The sequence below is a fragment of the Nonomuraea sp. NEAU-A123 genome, from assembly GCF_018603905.1.
Lineage (GTDB): Bacteria > Actinomycetota > Actinomycetes > Streptosporangiales > Streptosporangiaceae > Nonomuraea.
In genome coordinates, this window is the sequence record NZ_JAHFZZ010000006.1 from 165,636 (window position 1) to 182,681 (window position 17,046).

The following is a 17,046-nucleotide window of genomic DNA, read 5'->3' on the forward strand; positions in this document are numbered from 1 at the left end:
CGGTAGGCCTACGCGCGCCGGTCTTTGGGCGGGAAGACCTGGAGCGCCGCCTCCAGCGCGGTGGCCTCCTCCGGGGTGAGGCGTTCGAGGAAGTGCACGAGCGTGGCGGCCTGGTTGCCGCTGCCGGCCAGGGCGCGGCGCATCAGGTCGGCGGTGTAGGCCTCCTTGGAGGCGACCGGCTCGTAGACGTAGGCCCGGCCGACGGGCTTGCGCTTGAGCAGGCCCTTGGTGTGGAGCTTGTCCATCACGGTCATCACCGTGGTGTAGGCGATCTCCCGCTCTCCGCGCAGATCTTCGAGCACCTCCCGGACGGAGGCGGGCCTGCGGTAGGACCACATCCTGTCCATGATGGTGGACTCGAGCTCTCCCAGGCCGCGGTTCATGAGCACATGCTACGGCTTGGATCAGCGGTCAATCGTTTGGCAATCGGCGTCTCGCATCCTGGCATCGTGAATACTGACAGCAGTCCTGCCATCTGGGAGATGGTGGTCGTCCACCGCGTGTTCCGCCGCGAGTTCAGGCTGGCCCCCGAGCTCATCCGGCAGGTGGCCCCCGGCGACACCGAGCGGGCCGCCACGCTGGCCGCATACCTGAGCGAGATGCTGACCGGCCTGCACCACCACCATGAGGCCGAGGACAAACTGCTCTGGCCGGTGCTGCTCGGCCGGGTACGCCTGGAGAGCGACCTCATCCACACGATGGAGGAGCAGCACGAGCGCGTCGCCGGGCACATCTCCGCGCTGGAGGAGCTGCTGCCCGCCTGGCGCGCCGAGGCCGACGCCGACCGCAGGGACCGGCTCGCCGACACGCTGCTCGAGCTGCACGAGGAGCTGCTCGTCCACCTTGACCAGGAGGAGGAGCGCATCCTGCCGCTCGTGGCCGAGCACCTGACCAAGGCCGAGTGGGACACGCTCTCGGAGTACGCCCGCGCGCAGTTGCCCAAGGACCGGATGCTGATCCAGCTCGGCGCGCTGCTGGAGGATGCCACCCCGTGGGAGCGGGAGGCGTTTCTCGCCCTGATGCCGATGGCCGCCCGGGTCCTGTGGAGGCTGGTCGGGCAACGGCAATACCGGCGTGAATGCCAGAAGGTTCGGCGGAGAACTATTGGGGTGTTTCACGCGTCGAAGCACACATGATGACGTTCAGGATCGCCGTACTCGTGGGCGGGCTGCTGCTGGCCGGCGGTGCCGCCCCCGCGCTGGCGCAGGAGACCGCGCAGCAGGCCGGGGCCCCGGGGCGCTGCTCCGCGCCGCAGCTCCAGGTGCGGCTGGGCAGGGTGGATGCCGGGGCGGGCAACCGCAACGCGCCGCTGGTGTTCACCAACCGGTCGCGGGCCGCGTGCACCCTGCAGGGCTATCCGGGGCTGGTGATGTTCGACAAGCAGGGTGACGCCCTGCGGACCCGCGTCCGCCGGACGCCGGGAGCGCGGCCGAAGGTGACGCTCAGGCCCGGCGGCAGCGCCCGCGCCGCCCTCCACTGGACGGTCGTGGAGACCGGCACCGAGACCGCCTGTCCCGGTGCGGCCCGGCTCATGGTCATCCCGCCGGACGAGCGTGCGCACACGGAGATCGCGTTCGCCGTCGACCGCGTGTGCGACCAGGGCCGACTCGACGTCACACCGATCAAGTGACCGACCGGCGGCGGCTCGTCGTCACGCCGGTCAGGTGACCGACCGGCGCAGGCGCGGCCGTGCCGGGGTGGGGTGGGGTGGCTAGCGGCTGACGCCGTCGGCGGGGCGCTGGAGCAGGTTCAGGTCGGCCCGGCTGGGCAGGCTCTCCCAGTCGCCCTGCGAGGTCACCGCGAACGCCCCCGCCGCGCACGCCGTGCGCAGCCGCTGCTCGGCGTCCGCGCCGGCCAGCCAGTCGGCCAGCCACCCGGCCGCGAACGCGTCCCCGGCGCCGACCGGGTCGACCTCCGTCACCTGGTACGGCCGAGCCTGCCGCACCGAGCCGCCGGAGAACTCCAGCGCCCCCTCGGCACCCGACTTGACCAGCACGTGCTCGGGGCCGAGCGAGGCCAGCGCCTTGGCCAGGTCGGCGGCCTCTTCGACGTCGATGATCAGCCGGCCTTCCGGCACGGTCGCGAACAGCACGTCCACATCGCCGATCGTCTCGCGCAGCCAGGTGCCGGCCTCCTCGGGCGTCCACAGCGCCCGGCGGTAGTTGATGTCCAGCGACACGAACACCCCGGCCGCACGGGCCACGGCGATCGCGTGCCGTACGGCCTCGCGGGCGGACGCCGACAGAGCCGGAGTGATCGCGGAGACGTGCAGCACCCGGGCGGTCTCGATGAGCGTGGGGTCGAGGTCGCCGGGCGTGATCCGGGAGGCGGCGCTCTTGGCCCGGTAGTAGCGGACGTCGACGAGGTCGGCCGTCCGCCGGCCCTTGATCATCAGCCCGGTCGGCGCGTCCGGGTCGGTGACGGCCCGGACGTCGACGCCCTCGCCCTGGAGCGTGAAGCGGATCAGCTCGCCGAACTCGTCGGCCCCGACCCGGCTGATCCAGGTGGCGCTGTGGCCCAGGCGGGTGACGCCGATGGCGACGTTCGACTCGGCGCCGCCGAGACCCAGGTCGAAGTCGCGGGCGAAACGCAGCGGACCGGTGCGGCGGGCCGAGAACAGCGCCATCGTCTCACCGAAGGTCACCAGGTCGGTCATTGAAACTCAGCCTTCCGGACAGTGCGGGCGGATCGGCGCAGCGTACCTCACGGCTTCTCAGGTCCTGGACGGGTGGTCGAACACGGCGAGGTCGTGCCGGTCGTCCGGCGCCAGGAACGCCAGCAGCCGGGTCCCCTCCTCGATCACCGCGTCGAGACCGGAGATCGGCCGCCACTGGTGGATGCCGAGCGTCGAGGTGCCCTTGGCCCGGCTCACCGTCCAGTCGCCCATCGGGAACCCGTCGACCAGGATGATGCGCGGCACCACGTTGGTGCCGGTGAAGCCGCTCAGCCCGGAGGTCGCCGCCTCGGTGATGACCCTCGACCGGTCGGCGTGCGACAGGAAGAGGTTGTCGAAGTCGTACATCAGCCGCACCGGCGCCGGCGTGTCCGCGTCGGGCCGGACCGCGTCCGGCAGGTCGTACAGGAGCCGGCCCGACTCGTCGCGGAAGCGGACCAGGTCCATGGACTCCACCACCTCGCCCAGCCGGGTCAGCCCCGACCAGGTCTGCACGTCCATGACCGAGGCCGGCCCGAACGCCGTGAGGTAGCGCGCCACCAGCTCGGCCGCCGTCATCGGGGGCACCGACAGTCCGAGCCACGATTCGGCGCTGGTGTGCGCGACGGGCCCGGCCTGGCCCCACAGGCCGCGGGGCGGCACCTGTACCAGCGGCACCAGCCACCGCACCCCCTGCCCCAGCGCGTGCGGGTCGTTGCCCGGCCACCGCTCGGCCAGGGCCTTCCCGAGCTGGGCGAACGTCATCGGCTTGGCTTCGAGCAGCGCCCGGCCGACCGTGGCGAGCTCGTCGAGGTCCACCCCCCGCAGGCGTCCGCCGAACGTGCTCCTGGTCATCCGCTCGGTGACGATCTGCACCAGCGGCCGCATCGCCAGGCAGTCACGCGCGCTCACCAGGTGGATGGTCGAGCGCTGCAACGCGATGCGGACGAGCGCCCGCGAGGCCAGGAGATGGGAGGCGGCCATGGCCTGGAAGCCCTCGACGCGGTTCCACAGGCCGGTGTACCAGGTGTGCGGAGTCTGCGCTTGGAGCCCGCCGAGGCGCTCGACGACGTCGAGCACGGGCAGGTCCGTACGGCGGAGCAGCAGCTGCCGGTCGAGGGTGGCCCGGTTGAGGGCCCGACGGCTGAGAAGGGGTTCCATGCGGCACACGGTAGGGGCTATCGCGGCCGGTCCCTGGCCGCGATAGCCCCGATGTCACCGGCGCCGTCGCCGGATTATGGTCGGTGCGGTCTCCTCCCGCCGATGCCTCGCGCGTCTGCGTACTCCTTGAGGAACCTGTTCCATTCGGTGTCCCTGGCGATCTGCAGGTCCGCGTAGTACGGGGAGATCGTCCGCTCCATGGGGAAGTACGCGCTGAGGCCGCCGCAGTCCTCCACCTTGGCGCCCTGCCGGTCCTCGTGGATGATGAAACCGCCCGGGTTGTGCAGGGCGATCATCTTGTCCGCGACGGAGGCCAGCGTGGGGTCCGTCCGGGTGTCGGCGATCAGCGCCAGGCAGAGCGTACGCAGGTCGATCAGCGACCGGTCGGTGTGGAACCGGGTGGCGACCGACTGCACGCTGTCCACGACCGACCGGTTGGCGTGCACCTGCCCGCGCAGGGACTCGGCGAGGGTCTCGAACTCCCGCATGAACTCCTCGATCCGCGTCGCGTCCACCGCGCACTGCGTGACGGTCGACGGGCCGGCCCGGTAGGACCGCAGGTACTCCTCGACGACGGTCCGGCCGAGGTCCCTGGCGTCCATCCGGGGGTTGCCCGCGAGCGTGGTCAGGATCTCCGTGTACGGCCAGCCCTCGTTGGGCTCCATCTCCTCCGAGCCCACCACGACGCCGACGTGCTCGCGGATCTGGTAGCACACCTCCAGACAGCTCATCAGGCAGGCGTCCATGCCCAGCAGATCGATGGGCCGGCCCAGGTCGGTGTGCAGTTGCCGCAGCACGTTGTACAGCTCGATGGTGTCCATCGAGTGCAACGTGCCGTCGTCACTGGCGATGGCCCGGGCATGGCTGGTGGGCAGGGTCAGGAGCCGGCGGAGGGACGTGGAGAACACGCACTTGCTGATCTCGGGCGTCTCGGTCAGCCGGGTCAGCTCGGAGAACGACGGCTCGCCTTCGGCCGGCGCGGCGCGGGGCACCCGCCGGATGTAGCCCTGCTCGACGTCTCGCCGCACGGCCCGTCCCCTGACCTGTGTGTAGAGCTGGTTCAGGTCGTCCGGGCCCCAGCCGCCGCCGTGGTTCCAGATCACCAGCGCGTAGCGCTCGGCGGGTGCGCGCCTGGCGGTCCAGCGGGCGAAGTCGACGAGCGTCTGGGGATGGCCGGAGTCGACCGGGGGAGCGAGCTCCTCGACCAGGTCCTGCGTGCCTCCCGGGCTGAGCTCGATGTGCTGGGCCCGGCCCTGGATGCCATGGCGCTTGACGAAGGCGGTGACCCGCACGCCGTTGTACGACGAGAGGGCGCGCAGCTCCTCAAGATCCCGGCCGGCCGCGTCGGACAGGCTGTTGTTGCCCGCCATGTAGACCATGAACGTCCACGGGGCCGGGCCCCGCGGTGTGCTCTCCCGCTCGGCGGGGTCGCTCCGGGTCTCCCCGAGCGCCCGCCAGGTGGCGGCACCCGCGATGCCGTCGGCGGGGATCCGATGGCGCTGCTGGAAGCCGAGCACCGCGCCGTAGGTCGAGCCGCCGAAGTAGCCGTCGGCCTGGATGCGGTAGCCGCGGCTGCGCAGCAGTTCCTGGAGCCGCCGGACCTCTTCTCCTCTGCTGCCGAGCCGCAGCGGGGTCTCGGCCATCAGCCGGCTGCCCAGTGGAAGGTGAAGCACTTGGCGTCGGGCGACAGATCGCCGATCGGGATGACGTACATCGGGGTGTGGACGCCGAACATCTTGGCCTTCCACAGCACGATGCAGCCGCCCGTCTGGACGGACCTGGAGTCGAACCCGGCGTGGTTCGCCGCCAACGCTTCCGCGCCGCCGGTCTCGACGAAGCAGATCTGCCGATCGCTGTCGTCGGTGACCTGCACGCCCTTCCACCACAGGCCGTGGGGGGCGGTGCTGACGCGGACCTCGGTGGTGCCGGCCGGCGCCGGCGTCTCGGTCAGGTAGATCACGTCGCCGTCGCGCATCCGGTGGCCGTTGAGCAGGTCGTTCCTGCTGATGCGGATGAGCTGGAAGAGGCCGTGGCCGGGCATCCGCTCGTAGCGGACGGGCGAGCGCTGGTCGCCGTGCACGATGGCGAGCAGCTCGGGCAGCGCGGACACGACGGCGGGCAGCACGGCCTGCGTGATCGGCCCGAAGAAGCGCTGGTTGAGCTCCCGGTCGGTGACGCGCACCGGCTGCTCGCCGCGGCCGGCGGCCATGTTCTGCAGCAGGCCCGGCAGGAGCTGTACGACGATCGGCGCGAGCGTGCCGACGAGCTGCGGCGCGAACTGGAGGAAGCGGTCCTCCTCGTTCTGGTCGATCTCCGGCTTGGGCGGGCCGAACGAGAGCAGTTGCTCCACGAGCGGCGGCATGAGCGCCTGTACGGTCGGCACGGCCACGGAGATGAGGTCCATGAACGACCGGTCCATGGCCAGCTGCGACGGGATGGCGAACGAGGGGCCCTGCGGCGTGAGGTTGCGCTGCTCGATGACGGGTCCGGCCGGCATCGGCATCGGCATGGTGGTCATCGGGGGCGCGCCGAACTGGTTGGCGGCCGGATGGATCAGTTGGAGGTTCTGAAGAATGGTGGGAAGGAGCACGTTGAGCATCCGTGCTTCCGTTCCCCGCTGCTCCTCAGCGATGTAGGACGGCATGTCATCTCCCGGCGTCTTTGGCGGTGTTCGTCCTCGTTGGACGCTATGAACGGTGGTCACTTCGAGCATCCGGGAACGCCCTGGGGATAACCCCGGGGCTCGTCCCTAGGGATCGAATCGGGTGACTCAGGCCAAACATGGACTAGACGCTTGGCGGCCTAAGGCTCACCATGAGTTGGTCTGGGGGTGAGTCCATGACAGCCCGCGCCGTACTCACCGGACCAGAGCGCTCCCGCGACGAGCAGTTCGTCGGCCGAGGCCGAGAGCTGGCGGTCCTTCACGCTCAGCTCGGCCGCGCCTTCGAGAGCCGGTCCGGCCTGGTGGTGGTGGAGGGACCTGCGGGGATCGGCAAGACCGCGCTGGTGCACGAGTTCCTCGCCAACGTCGAAAGAGCGCTGGTGCTGGATGTGAGCGGAGAGGAAAGCGAGGCCGAACTGCCGTACGGGGTGCTGGGCCAGCTCGGCGCCCAGGCGCAGCCCGTACCGGAGCCGCTGGCCCAGTTGCCGTCGATGGGCGAGCCCGAGCACCCCGACCCGCTGGTGGTCGGCGCGGCGCTGCTCGACCTGCTCCGCCAGCTCCAGCGCGTGGCCCCGGTGGTCATGGTGATCGACGGCGGCGGCTGGGCGGACCTGCTGTCGCTGCAGGCGCTGACGTTCGCGCTGCGCAGGCTGCGCAACGACCGGGTGCTCACCATCGTCATCGCCAGGGAGAGCGACCATCCCCGGCTGCCCGACGGCCTGCGCCGGCTGCTGCGCGGCAGCTCCGCGCTCCGCCTGCCGCTCGGCGGGCTGAGCGTGCGTGAGCTGCAGACACTGAGCGGGCGGCTCGGCCCGGTCCGCCTGACGCCCCAGGCGGCCGAGCGGCTGCACCGGCATACCAAGGGCGTGCCGCTGCACGTCCGCGCGCTGCTCCAGCAGGTACGCCCGGAGACCCTGGCCGACGTGGACGCCCCGCTGCCCGCACCCCGTTCCTACACCACCCTGGTACGCGGCCGGCTGGCCACGTGCGGCAAGCCGGCCCAGCGGCTGGTCACCGCGGCCGCCGTGCTCGGCACCTCGGCCCCGCTGCACCTGGTGGGCCGGATGGCCGAGCTGGACGAGCCGCTCCCCGCCCTCGAGCAGGCCGTGGCCGTCGGTCTGCTCGTCGAGTGGCGCACCGGCGCCGGGGTGTCGCTCGGTTTCCCCAATCCGCTGGTCAGGGCCGCCATCTACGACGATCTCGGCCCGGCCACCCGGCGCCGCCTGCACCTGCTCGCCGCCGACCTCGTCGCCGACGTGGTGCACCGGCTGCACCACCGGCTCTCGGCCGCCGACCGGGTGGACGACGCCTTGGTCGGCGAAGTGGCCGAGATCGGGCGCAGCCAGGCCGCGGCCGGGCTCTGGTCGAACGCCTGCGGCTGCCTGGCGCGGGCCGTACAGCTCACCCAGGAGGGGACCGAGCGGGACCGGCTCATCGCGGAGGCCGTGGAGGCGCTGGTCGCGGCCGGCCGGCCGGGGGAGGCGGCCGCGCTGGCCGCGCAGGTGGCGCCCGCGGCCGATCCCGGGGTGCGCGACTACGCGCTCGGGTCCGTGGCGCTGGTCAACGGGCGGCTCGACGAGGCAGGCAGGCGCCTCGACACCGCCTGGCCGCACGCCAAGCGGCAGTGCGGACTGGCGGCCGGGATCGCCGGCCGGCAGGCCATGGCCGCGCTCGCGGGCGGGCGCGGCGCCGACGCGGTGCGCTGGGCCGAGCAGGCCGACGGCGACCTGGCGCGGTTCGCCGAACTCGTCGGGCTGGGACTGGCCGGCCGTATGGAGGAGGGGCTGGCGCGCTCCGGCAATCTGCCCGCCGCCTCGCAGAGCGACTCCGGCGAGCTCGACGCGCGGCTGGGCCGGGGCATGCTGCGCCTGTGGAGCGACGACCTCTCCGGTGCGCACGAGGACCTGGCCGGCGTGCTGGCCGTGGGCAACGGACGCTCCGCGGCCTTCCAACTGCTGGTGGAGACCGCGCTGGCCCAGGTGGACTACCGGCTCGGGCGGTGGGACGAGGCCGTCATGCACGCCGAGTCCGGCGCGCTGGCCGCCGACGACTTCGGTCAGCTCTGGCTGTCCGCCTACGCGCATGCCGTGGCCGCGCTGGTGCCCGCCGCCCGCGGCGAGTGGGACCGCGCCACCGCCCACGTACGCGCCGCCCGCGCCGCGGGCCACCCGGACAACCTCATCGCCCAGGTCAGTACGGCCAGCGCCGACGGCCTGGCCGCCACGGCCCGCGGCGACCACGAAGCGGTGATCGCCGCGCTCACCCCGCTGACCAGGACGCCCCTGCCCTGCGAACCGGCGATGGCGTTCTGGCCGGGGCTCCTGGCCGACGCCCTGGTCAACGCCGGCGACCCGGACAAGGCCGAGAACGTGCTCGAGCAGTGGGAACGGCAGGCGATGGACCAGGAGCGGCGCAGCGCGCTGGCCGCCACCGCCCGTGCCAGGGCCGCGCTGCAGGCCGCCAGGCACGCCTCGGTCGAGGCCGAGTCCGCGTTCCAGACCGCGCTCGAACACTCGGCCAAGCTCGACATGCCGTTCGAGGAGGCCAGGATCCAGCTCGCCTACGGCACGTTCCTGCGGCGCAGGGGGCGCCGGGCCGCCGCGGCCGAGCAACTGGAGGCGGCCCAGGTCACGCTCTCGAGGCTGGGCGCGCTGCCGTACCTGGAGCAGTGCGGTCTGGAGCTGGCCGCGAGCGGCCGGTCGGCGCCGCGCCCGCGGGACACGGCGCGGCTCGGGCTGACCCCGCAGGAGCACACCGTGGCGGTGCTGATCAGCCGCGGGCTGACGAACCGGCAGGCCGCGCGGAAGCTGGTGCTCAGCGTCAAGACCGTCGAGTATCACCTGAGCCACATCTACACCAAGCTCGGCATCACCTCGCGTACCGCGCTGATCGGTCGGCTCAGCGATCTTCGAGAGTAGGGGGTGGCTAACCGAAGATCTGGCGCTCGCGCCGGGTGTAGCCCCGCCTGGTGGCGCCCGCCAGCATGCGCAGCGGCCGGCCCGCCCCCTTGAGCAGCCGCGTGGCCTCCTCGGGCGTGGCATGGCGGAGCAGCCATGGCGCGATGAAGGTCAGCTCGCGCAGCGTGGCCCGCTTGGCGACCTGCTTCTCCACCCGCACAAAAGCGTCGAACGGTACGAACCGCAAGATGATCGGGAACAGTTCGGACTCCTCCTCGGCGATGTGCTCGTCGAGCAGTCCCAGCAGCTCGCCCAGCTCCCGGCCGAGCGTGCCCAGGTCGCCGGTCAGCGCGGCGCGGCAGCGGTCCAGCAGCGGACCGAGCGCCTGGTGGCCGTCGGTGTAGGGGGCCAGGTCGACGGCCTGGCCCGTGGCGCGCTCGATGACCGGCCACAGCAGCTCGGCCTCGTCGGCGTGGTGGTGGTCGATCTCGGTCAGCAGCGAGGCCGCGTAGCCGCGCACCGCCCTGCTCCTGGCCGCGCCGAGCTCGGCGGGCCGGGCCAGCAGCTCGGTGAGCCGCCGCAGGTCGGTCAGCATGGCGCGGTGGATGATGTACATCGAGGTGAGGTCGGGGCTGGGCTCGCCGTCTTCGCGGGAGGCGACAGCCGGGGTCTTCTGTACGGCGCGGTCCGGCGCACGGTCCGGTCGCCGGGCAGGGGAGCCGTCTGGTCGCCGGGCGGGGGAGTCGCCTGAGTGCTGCCGGGCCGCCGAGTCCTGGGCCGCCCAGCCGCGTAGTCGTGGCCAGGCGCGGAAGAGCGCGGCGCTGGCCGGGGCGACCCGGTCGTCGCTGATCGCCACCAGCTTGCCCACCTCGGTCGTGGTGGGCTCGACCCGGACGCTGAGCCGTACCAGGAGGCCGGCGGCCACCAGGCGGGTCAGCACGCCCCCTTCGTCGCCGTTGTCCTTGACCTCCTCGCCGTCGAGCAGGCGCAGCAACAGGCCGGGCAGCTCGCCCTGCTGTGACGGGGTGAGGGCGGCGTACGCCTCCTCGGCCACTTCGCCCAGCGAGCGCGGCCCGGTCATCCCGCGGGGCGGGCGCAGCTCGGTGGGGCCGCCGACCAGCAGCTCCGCGGCGGAGGGGCGGTCCGCCGGGTTCTTCGCCAGGGCGCGTCCCGCCAGGTCGCGCAGCGGCGGCGGCAGGTCGCCCAGGTCCGGGTCGACGGTCAGCAGCCGGTGCATGATCCCGCCGACGCTCTCGCCCTGGAACGGGTCGCGGCCGGTGGCCGCGTAGAGCACGACCGCGCCCCAGGCGAACACGTCGGCCGCCGCCCCGGCCCGCTGCCCGGTGAGCACCTCGGGCGCCAGGTACGTGCGCCGCCCGCCGACCGGGTCGCCGGCCGCCATGCCGTAGTCGATCACCCGCGGACCGTCCGGGGCCAGCAGGACGTTCTCGGGCTTCAGGTCGCGGTGCGCGATGCCCGCCTCGTGCAGCGTGCTGAGCGCGGTCGCCAGCGCGCTCGCCAGCGCGAGCAGCTCGTCGCCCGCGTACGGCCCGTGGACGGCCACCGCCTGCCGCAGATCGGGCCCGTCGGCGAACTCGCTGACGATGTACGGGCTCTCGCTGTCGAGCCCGACGCCGACCACCCGGGCCAGGTAGCGCGGCTTCACCAGGCCGACGGCCTCGGCGAGCTGCCTGGTGACCTCGCCGCGCGGCACCTTGATCGCGAACCGGCGGCCTTCGTCGTTGTAGGCGTCGTAGACCACGCCGCGGCCGCCCGCGCCGAGCCGCCCGGCCAGCCAGTAGCTGCCAAGTCTCTCGGGGTCACCGGGCACCAAGCGCATCGTCACTGCTGCTTAGATGCACGAAATCGTGATTTGGTTGCAAGACGTCACAGGTCCCCCGCGCGCCACGGAGGACCCGTGCGTCATGATCATTATGTCAGGCTTCCATGTCGCGGCCGCCACTCCGGTCGCAGCACCGACATGGTGATGGCGTCGTGCCACTCGCCGTCCCAGAGCAGCGCGTCACGCTGCACGCCCTCCTCGACGAATCCGGCCTTCTTGTAGACGTGCCTGGCGCGGTCGTTGAAGGCGAAGACCTCCAGGCTGATCCGGTGCAGCCGCGTCGTGGTGAAGGCGTGGCGGAGCAGCAGGTCGATGGCCTCGGTGCCGTAGCCCTTGCCGAACGCGCGCGCGCCGACCAGCGCGATGCGCAGGCTGCACGCGAGGTTGCCCTCGTCGAGCTCGTTGAGCACGATCTCGCCCACGAACCCGCCGTTCGCCAGGATCGCCAGATCGAGGCGGTCGGCGTGCTGACTCCTCGTCGCGTACCAGTGGCGGCTGGCCTCCCGGTCGAACTCACCGTGCGAGCCGGTCAGCCGCCGCACTTCGGGGTCGGTGACCAGCTCGAACAGGTCGTCGGCGTATTCGGGGCCGACCGGGCGCAGCGTCACTCGGTCACCCTGGAGGGTGGGCTTGTCAGCGAACATTCCCCCTGACTATCAACCCTGATCAGCCACGGCAAACTCAATTCGGCGGCGTGACGCTGAGCAGGCGACTCATGGCCATCCCGGCGGGGTCCATCAGCCTGGCCGAGAGGACTGGTTTGTTTTCCGACCTGGGGATAGAGGTTCATCTTGTCAAGGAGGTAATTATGACCATCGCCGGAAGCATCATCCTCATCATGCTCGGCGCGATCCTGACCTGGGCCGTCGAATTCGATCTCGCCGGACTCGACATCAACGTGGTCGGCGTCATCCTCATGCTCGGGGGTGTGGCGGGGCTGCTGTTCGGGATCTACCGGATCAGCATGACCCGCAGGGCCGTGGCCCCGATCGACGAGCCGGTTCACCGTCACGAGGTCTACGAGGAGCCTGAGGCTCGCCGGACCACGGTGTACGAGGAGCGCAGCCGCCGCTACGACGAGCCGCCCCTGTAGACGCACCCCCGATGAACCCCCGTAACAGACCCCCGTAGCAGACCCCCGTAACGACACAGTCGTAGGAGGTGTTCGACATGCCAGCCAGCGAGGAGCTGCCGTCGACCATCCGCCGCTCGCCGAAGAAGGCGCGGGACACGTGGATGAAGGCGCATGACTCCGCCGTTCAGACGTACGGGGAGGGCCGTCGTGCTCACATGACGGCCTTCTCCGCGTTGAAGCACTCCTTCGAGAAGGTCGGCGACCACTGGGAGCCGAAACCGAAGAAGGGGCCGTCCGACCAGGGCGCCACGGACCGGTCCGGCCGGACGGCCGAGGGCGTCAACGCCAAAGCGACCAAGGAGCACCTGATGGGCGTGGCCGCCAAGCTCGAGGTGCGCGGCCGGTCCAGGATGACCAAGCAGGAGCTCGTGGACGCCATCAAGAAGGCCAACCGCCGGGCCACCGCCAAGGCCCGCGGCTGACCTCAACCTCTCACAGCACCCGCTTGACCGCCTCGGCTATCGCGTGGCGGTCTATGCGGGCGTCTGCCAACTGTTCCGCCGGTGTCGCCGACCCGGGCAGATCCCGAACGGCCAGCTTCACCACGCGCGGCCCGAGCTCGCCGACGGCGTCGAGCACGGCGTCGCCCAGCCCGCCCTCCGGCCGGTGGTCCTCCACCGTGATGAGGGTGCCCGTGGTGGTGGCCGCCTCGGTCAGCGCGGCCGTGTCGATCGGCTTGATCGAGTACATGTCGAGCACGCCCACCCGGATGCCCTCCCGGCCCAGGTCGTCGGCCGCGGCCAGTGCCTCGTGCACGGTGATTCCGGCCGCCACGATCGTGGCCCGGTCCTCCGCCGACTGCCGCAGCACACACGATCCGCCCACGGGGAAGCGCTCGCCCGGCTGGTAGATCACCGGCGTATCGCCACGGGTGGTGCGCAGGTACGACACCCCGGAGATGTCGGCCATCGCGGCGGTCAGGGCGGCGGCCTGGTTGGCGTCGCAGGGATAGAGCACGGTGCTGCCGTACACCGTGCGCATCATGGCGATGTCCTCCAGCCCCATCTGTGAGGGGCCGTCCTCGCCGATCGACACGCCGGCGTGCGAGCCGACCAGCCTGATCGACGCCTGGCTCACCCCGGCCATCCTGATGAAGTCGTACGCCCTGGTGAGGAAGGCCGCGAAAGTGGCGGCGTAGGGGATCCAGCCCCGCACCTGCAGGCCGACCGCCATCGCGACCAGCTGCTGCTCGGCGATGTAGCACTCGATGAAGCGCTCGGGGAACTCCTTGGCGAACTCCTCGGCCTTGGTGGAGTCGGCCACCTCGCCGTCGACCACGACCACCTCGCCGCGGGCCGCGCCCACGGCGACCAGCGCCGCGCCGAACCCGGTCCGGGTGGCCACCTGGTCGCCGACCTTGTACGTGGGCAGCGTCAGGTCGCCGCCGTGGAAGCGGTACGGCTCTCCGGCGGGCTCGGGCGGGGCCACCTCGACCCGCAGGTCCCGCACGCCGCCCAGCTCGCTGACGGCCTTGTCCGGGTCCTTGAGCGCCTTGCCGTGGGCGCCCTCGCGGTTCTCCACCTCCAGGACGCCCTCGCCCTTGCGCGTCTTGGCCAGGATCGCGGTCGGCCGCCTGCGCGTGTTGCAGGCGTCGTTCAGGGCGAAGTCGATCTGCCCTGGATCGTGGCCGTCGATCTCGATCGTGTGCCAGCCGAACGCGCCGAACCTGCGGGCGTACGCGCCGGTGTCCCAGCCGTGCCGGGTCGGGCCGTGCTGGCCCAGCCGGTTGATGTCCACGATCAACGTCAGGTTCGCCAGCCCCTCGACCCCCGCCTGCTCGGCGGCTTCCCAAATGGACCCCTCGGCCAGCTCGCTGTCACCGCAGAGCACCCACACCTGGTACGGCAGGCGCTCCATCCGACCGGCCGTCGCCACCCCCACCCCGACGGGCAGCCCTTGGCCGAGCGAGCCCGTGGCCACGTCCACCCACGGCAATCCGGGCGTCGGATGGCCCTGCAGCCGGCTGCCCCGTTTCCTGAACGTCAGCAGCTCCTCGTCGCTGATCGCGCCCGCGGCCTTGTACAGCGAGTAGAGCAGCGGCGAGGCGTGACCCTTGGAGAAGATCAGGTGGTCGTTGGCGGGGTTGTCCGGATTCTGGAAGTCGTAACGCAGATGGCAGGCGAACAGGACGGCCATCAGGTCGGCCGCCGACATCGATGAGGTCGGATGGCCGGACCCGGCGGCGGCCGAGCTGCGTACGGAGTCCACACGTAGCTGGGCGGCGAGTTCGGACAGGAAACGCAGATCGCGTTCGGGCATCAGGTCCTCCTCGTAGTTGCCCCGCCGCCTACCCCTTATGGGGTGCTTAACGCTGCCCGGCCTGAGGCTTCCTCAGGTTCTGGCCCGGCGGAAGGCCGCGAGACCGGTCGCCGTCGCGGCGGCGGCCAGGCCGAACAGCACCATGCGCCGGTGCTGCGACATCCAGAGCTGCGGGCTGCGGGCCTTCGAGCGGTCGTCGAAGCCGCCGTGCGCGCCGTAGTCGCGGTCGTCGTCCGCGGGCTCCCAGAGGTTGGCCACACCGCTGCGCGGCTTCTCGTCCGTCTGCTGGGAGTCCACGCCGGTCCGCGCCAGATAGCGGTCCACCAGCGCGGGCGCGATCCGCTGCGCGAGCAGGGTGGCCGCGGTCGTGACGCCGACCCAGTACTCCTTGCGTTCCGGGTGCTCGGCGGCGTACACGATGCCGCGGGCCGCCACCTCGGGCTGGTAGATCGGCGGCACCGGCTGCGGGTGGCGGCGCAGCTTGCTGAGCACCCAGTCGAACTGGGGCGTGTTCACCGCGGGCAGCTGCACCAGGGTGATCTTGATGTTGCTGTGGTCCGCCATGAGCTCGACGCGCACCGACTCGGAGAAGCCCTTGACCGCGTGCTTGGCCCCGCAGTACGCGGACTGCAAAGGGATCGCCCGATACGACAGGGCCGAGCCGGTCTGTACGATGACGCCCCTGTTGCGGGGACGCATCAGGTCAAGGGCCACTTTGGTCCCCCAGACGTAGCCGAGGTAGGTGACCTGGGTCGTCCGTTCGAACTCCTCAGGGGAGATGTCGGTGAACCGGGCGAACACCGAGGAGAACGCCACGTTGATCCACACGTCGATCGGGCCGATCTCCGCCTCGACGCGTTCGGCCGCCTGCCGTACCTGGTCATAGTCGGCCACGTCCGCCTCATAGACCTGCCCGCTCCCGCCGGCGGCGGCGACGTCCACGGCCGCGGCGCCCAGGCCGGTCGTCCCGCGGGCGATCAGCGCGACCTTGGCGCCCTTCGCGCCGAGCTCGCGTACCACCGCACGGCCCACCCCGCCGCTCGCGCCCGTCACCACGACCACGCGTCCGCGCAGGTCGTCCGTGAGCTCCGTCTTGGTCATGAGATTCTCGGCACTCTGTGGCGCCATGAAGGTCAACCCGCCTCTCCTGATCTACCGCGATGCTGCCGTCGGACGGCCAGCACCATGTCAATGACCACGACGATCGCCACCACGACCGCGATGCCGGTCATCACCGGGGCCCTGGCGATGAGGCCGAGCACGGCGAACGCGAACAGGAACATCAGGAGGAAGGAGCCCACCCTGATGTGCGCCACGTCGCGCGGTGTCGCGGGAACCATCGCATGGGATCGCTCGTCGCGACTCTCTTCCCAATCGTCGTTGTTCTCAGACATGCGGCTCACCTGCCCTCGCCGTTTGCCGCTTAACGTCGCGGGTAGCGGCGTCCGAAGAAGGAGGAATCTGCGATGGAAGCTCCGCAGTACGTCGCGGCCAGGGTCCAGCGAGCGCTGGCGGAGGACGCGCGCACGCACGAGCTCGGCATCCGCGTCGACATCAGAGGCGATCAGCTGTTCCTGCGCGGCCAGGTGGACGGGGCCGAACAGCGTGAGCGGCTCGGGGCGGTGGCGCACGAGACCGCGCCGGCCCTCCACCTGCACAACGAGATCAGGATCGTCGACATCACCGAGCCCGGAGAGGATGAGCACCTTGACTGACCTCCGCATAGCGGCCGTGGGCGACATCCACCTGGGCGAGGACGTCAGGGGTCGATACCGAAAACATCTGGAGGGCATCGAGGACCGCGCCGACGTGCTGATGCTGGCGGGCGACCTGACCCGGCACGGCACGCTGGAGGAGGGCCGGGTGGTCGCCGACGAGTTCCGCGACCTGCCCGTGACCGTCGTGGCCGTGCTCGGCAACCATGACTACCACTCCGACCTGCAGTACGAGATCGCCGGGGAGCTACGCGACGCCGGGGTCACCGTGCTCGACGACGACGGCGTCGTGCTCCAGTGCGGCGAGACGAAGCTGGGCGTGGTCGGCGGCAAGGGCTTCGGCGGCGGGTTCGCGGGCAAGAGCGCGAGCGAGTTCGGCGAGCGGGAGATCAAGAACTTCGTGGCGCACACCCGGCACATCGCCGAGGCGTGGAAGGTGGCGCTGAAGGAGGTCCAGGCCGACCACCGCGTGGTGCTGTCGCACTACTCGCCGGTCAAGGAGACGCTGGAGGGTGAGCCGCACGAGATCTACCCGTTTCTCGGCAGCTACCTGCTGGCCGAGGCGGTCGACACCGCCGGGGCCGACCTGTTCCTGCACGGGCACGCGCACAAGGGCACCGAGAAGGGCATGACGCCGGGCGGGATCAGGGTGCGCAACGTGGCCCTGCCGGTGCTCGGCAGAGCCTACGGGGTCTACTGCATCGACGACTGCGACTGATCG

At 71.4% G+C, this 17,046-nt stretch carries 17 protein-coding genes; 7 read left to right on the forward strand and 10 right to left on the reverse strand.

The window, feature by feature from the left end; translation table 11 throughout:
* Nucleotides 1-8: 8 nt before the first annotated feature.
* Nucleotides 9-383, reverse strand: a complete 375-nt coding sequence (locus KLK06_RS19890) for a BlaI/MecI/CopY family transcriptional regulator (protein ID WP_214637026.1) — start codon at nt 381-383, stop codon at nt 9-11.
* Nucleotides 384-449: 66 nt separating this feature from the next.
* On the opposite strand from KLK06_RS19890, the gene KLK06_RS19895 reads away from it, so the two are divergent.
* Together KLK06_RS19895 and KLK06_RS19900 are read left to right on the forward strand one after the other, a co-directional pair.
* A complete protein-coding gene (locus tag KLK06_RS19895) occupies nt 450-1,136 on the forward strand; it encodes a hemerythrin domain-containing protein (RefSeq protein ID WP_214637027.1) in 687 nt (228 codons plus the stop codon).
* Nucleotides 1,133-1,630 carry a DUF4232 domain-containing protein gene (locus KLK06_RS19900; RefSeq protein ID WP_214637028.1) on the forward strand — a complete coding sequence of 166 codons (498 nt, stop codon included), beginning with the start codon at nt 1,133-1,135 and terminating at the stop codon, nt 1,628-1,630. Before KLK06_RS19895 ends, KLK06_RS19900 begins: the two co-directional genes overlap by 4 nt.
* Nucleotides 1,631-1,711: 81 nt before the next feature.
* On the opposite strand, the gene KLK06_RS19905 is transcribed toward KLK06_RS19900, so the two are convergent.
* The 4 genes from KLK06_RS19905 to KLK06_RS19920 form a co-directional block, all read right to left on the reverse strand.
* Nucleotides 1,712-2,656 carry a sugar kinase gene (locus KLK06_RS19905; RefSeq protein WP_214637029.1) on the reverse strand — a complete coding sequence of 315 codons (945 nt, stop codon included), beginning with the start codon at nt 2,654-2,656 and terminating at the stop codon, nt 1,712-1,714.
* 57 nt (nt 2,657-2,713) lie between these two features.
* Entirely contained in the window at nt 2,714-3,814 is a 1,101-nt protein-coding gene (locus KLK06_RS19910; protein WP_214637030.1) for a winged helix DNA-binding domain-containing protein, read from the reverse strand.
* A gap of 74 nt (nt 3,815-3,888) precedes the next feature.
* On the reverse strand, nt 3,889-5,457 hold the full coding sequence (locus KLK06_RS19915; protein WP_214637031.1) for a clostripain-related cysteine peptidase: 1,569 nt from the start codon (nt 5,455-5,457) through the stop codon (nt 3,889-3,891).
* Entirely contained in the window at nt 5,457-6,458 is a 1,002-nt protein-coding gene (locus KLK06_RS19920; protein WP_214637032.1) for a hypothetical protein, read from the reverse strand. The genes KLK06_RS19915 and KLK06_RS19920 overlap by 1 nt, the downstream gene beginning before the upstream one ends.
* Before the next feature lie 194 nt (nt 6,459-6,652).
* Between KLK06_RS19920 and KLK06_RS19925 the strand changes: the two genes are divergently transcribed.
* Nucleotides 6,653-9,394: a LuxR family transcriptional regulator gene (locus KLK06_RS19925; protein WP_214637033.1), complete on the forward strand. Its 2,742-nt coding sequence runs from the start codon at nt 6,653-6,655 to the stop codon at nt 9,392-9,394.
* Nucleotides 9,395-9,401: 7 nt separating this feature from the next.
* On the opposite strand, the gene KLK06_RS19930 is transcribed toward KLK06_RS19925, so the two are convergent.
* Entirely contained in the window at nt 9,402-11,213 is a 1,812-nt protein-coding gene (locus KLK06_RS19930; RefSeq protein ID WP_250905781.1) for a hemerythrin domain-containing protein, read from the reverse strand.
* Nucleotides 11,214-11,305: 92 nt separating this feature from the next.
* Nucleotides 11,306-11,860, reverse strand: a complete 555-nt coding sequence (locus tag KLK06_RS19935) for a GNAT family N-acetyltransferase (protein WP_214637035.1) — start codon at nt 11,858-11,860, stop codon at nt 11,306-11,308.
* A 164-nt stretch (nt 11,861-12,024) separates the two neighbouring features.
* Between KLK06_RS19935 and KLK06_RS19940 the strand changes: the two genes are divergently transcribed.
* The gene (locus tag KLK06_RS19940) at nt 12,025-12,309 is read left to right on the forward strand and encodes a hypothetical protein (protein ID WP_214637036.1); all 285 of its coding nucleotides are present in this window, start codon (nt 12,025-12,027) and stop codon (nt 12,307-12,309) included.
* A 77-nt stretch (nt 12,310-12,386) separates the two neighbouring features.
* Nucleotides 12,387-12,773, forward strand: coding sequence for a ChaB family protein (locus KLK06_RS19945; protein ID WP_214637037.1), 387 nt, complete (start codon nt 12,387-12,389; stop codon nt 12,771-12,773).
* Between the two features lie 10 nt (nt 12,774-12,783).
* On the opposite strand, the gene KLK06_RS19950 is transcribed toward KLK06_RS19945, so the two are convergent.
* The 3 genes from KLK06_RS19950 to KLK06_RS19960 all read right to left on the reverse strand — a co-directional run bounded on the left by KLK06_RS19950 (nt 12,784) and on the right by KLK06_RS19960 (nt 16,004).
* On the reverse strand, nt 12,784-14,610 hold the full coding sequence (locus KLK06_RS19950) for a transketolase (RefSeq protein WP_214637038.1): 1,827 nt from the start codon (nt 14,608-14,610) through the stop codon (nt 12,784-12,786).
* Between the two features lie 72 nt (nt 14,611-14,682).
* On the reverse strand, nt 14,683-15,711 hold the full coding sequence (locus KLK06_RS19955) for an SDR family oxidoreductase (RefSeq protein WP_214637039.1): 1,029 nt from the start codon (nt 15,709-15,711) through the stop codon (nt 14,683-14,685).
* A 32-nt stretch (nt 15,712-15,743) separates the two neighbouring features.
* The gene (locus KLK06_RS19960; RefSeq protein WP_214637040.1) at nt 15,744-16,004 is read right to left on the reverse strand and encodes a hypothetical protein; all 261 of its coding nucleotides are present in this window, start codon (nt 16,002-16,004) and stop codon (nt 15,744-15,746) included.
* Between the two features lie 72 nt (nt 16,005-16,076).
* On the opposite strand from KLK06_RS19960, the gene KLK06_RS19965 reads away from it, so the two are divergent.
* Together KLK06_RS19965 and KLK06_RS19970 are read left to right on the forward strand one after the other, a co-directional pair.
* On the forward strand, nt 16,077-16,325 hold the full coding sequence (locus tag KLK06_RS19965; RefSeq protein WP_214637041.1) for a BON domain-containing protein: 249 nt from the start codon (nt 16,077-16,079) through the stop codon (nt 16,323-16,325).
* Nucleotides 16,318-17,043: a metallophosphoesterase gene (locus KLK06_RS19970; protein ID WP_214637042.1), complete on the forward strand. Its 726-nt coding sequence runs from the start codon at nt 16,318-16,320 to the stop codon at nt 17,041-17,043. Before KLK06_RS19965 ends, KLK06_RS19970 begins: the two co-directional genes overlap by 8 nt.
* Nucleotides 17,044-17,046 lie beyond the last annotated feature (3 nt).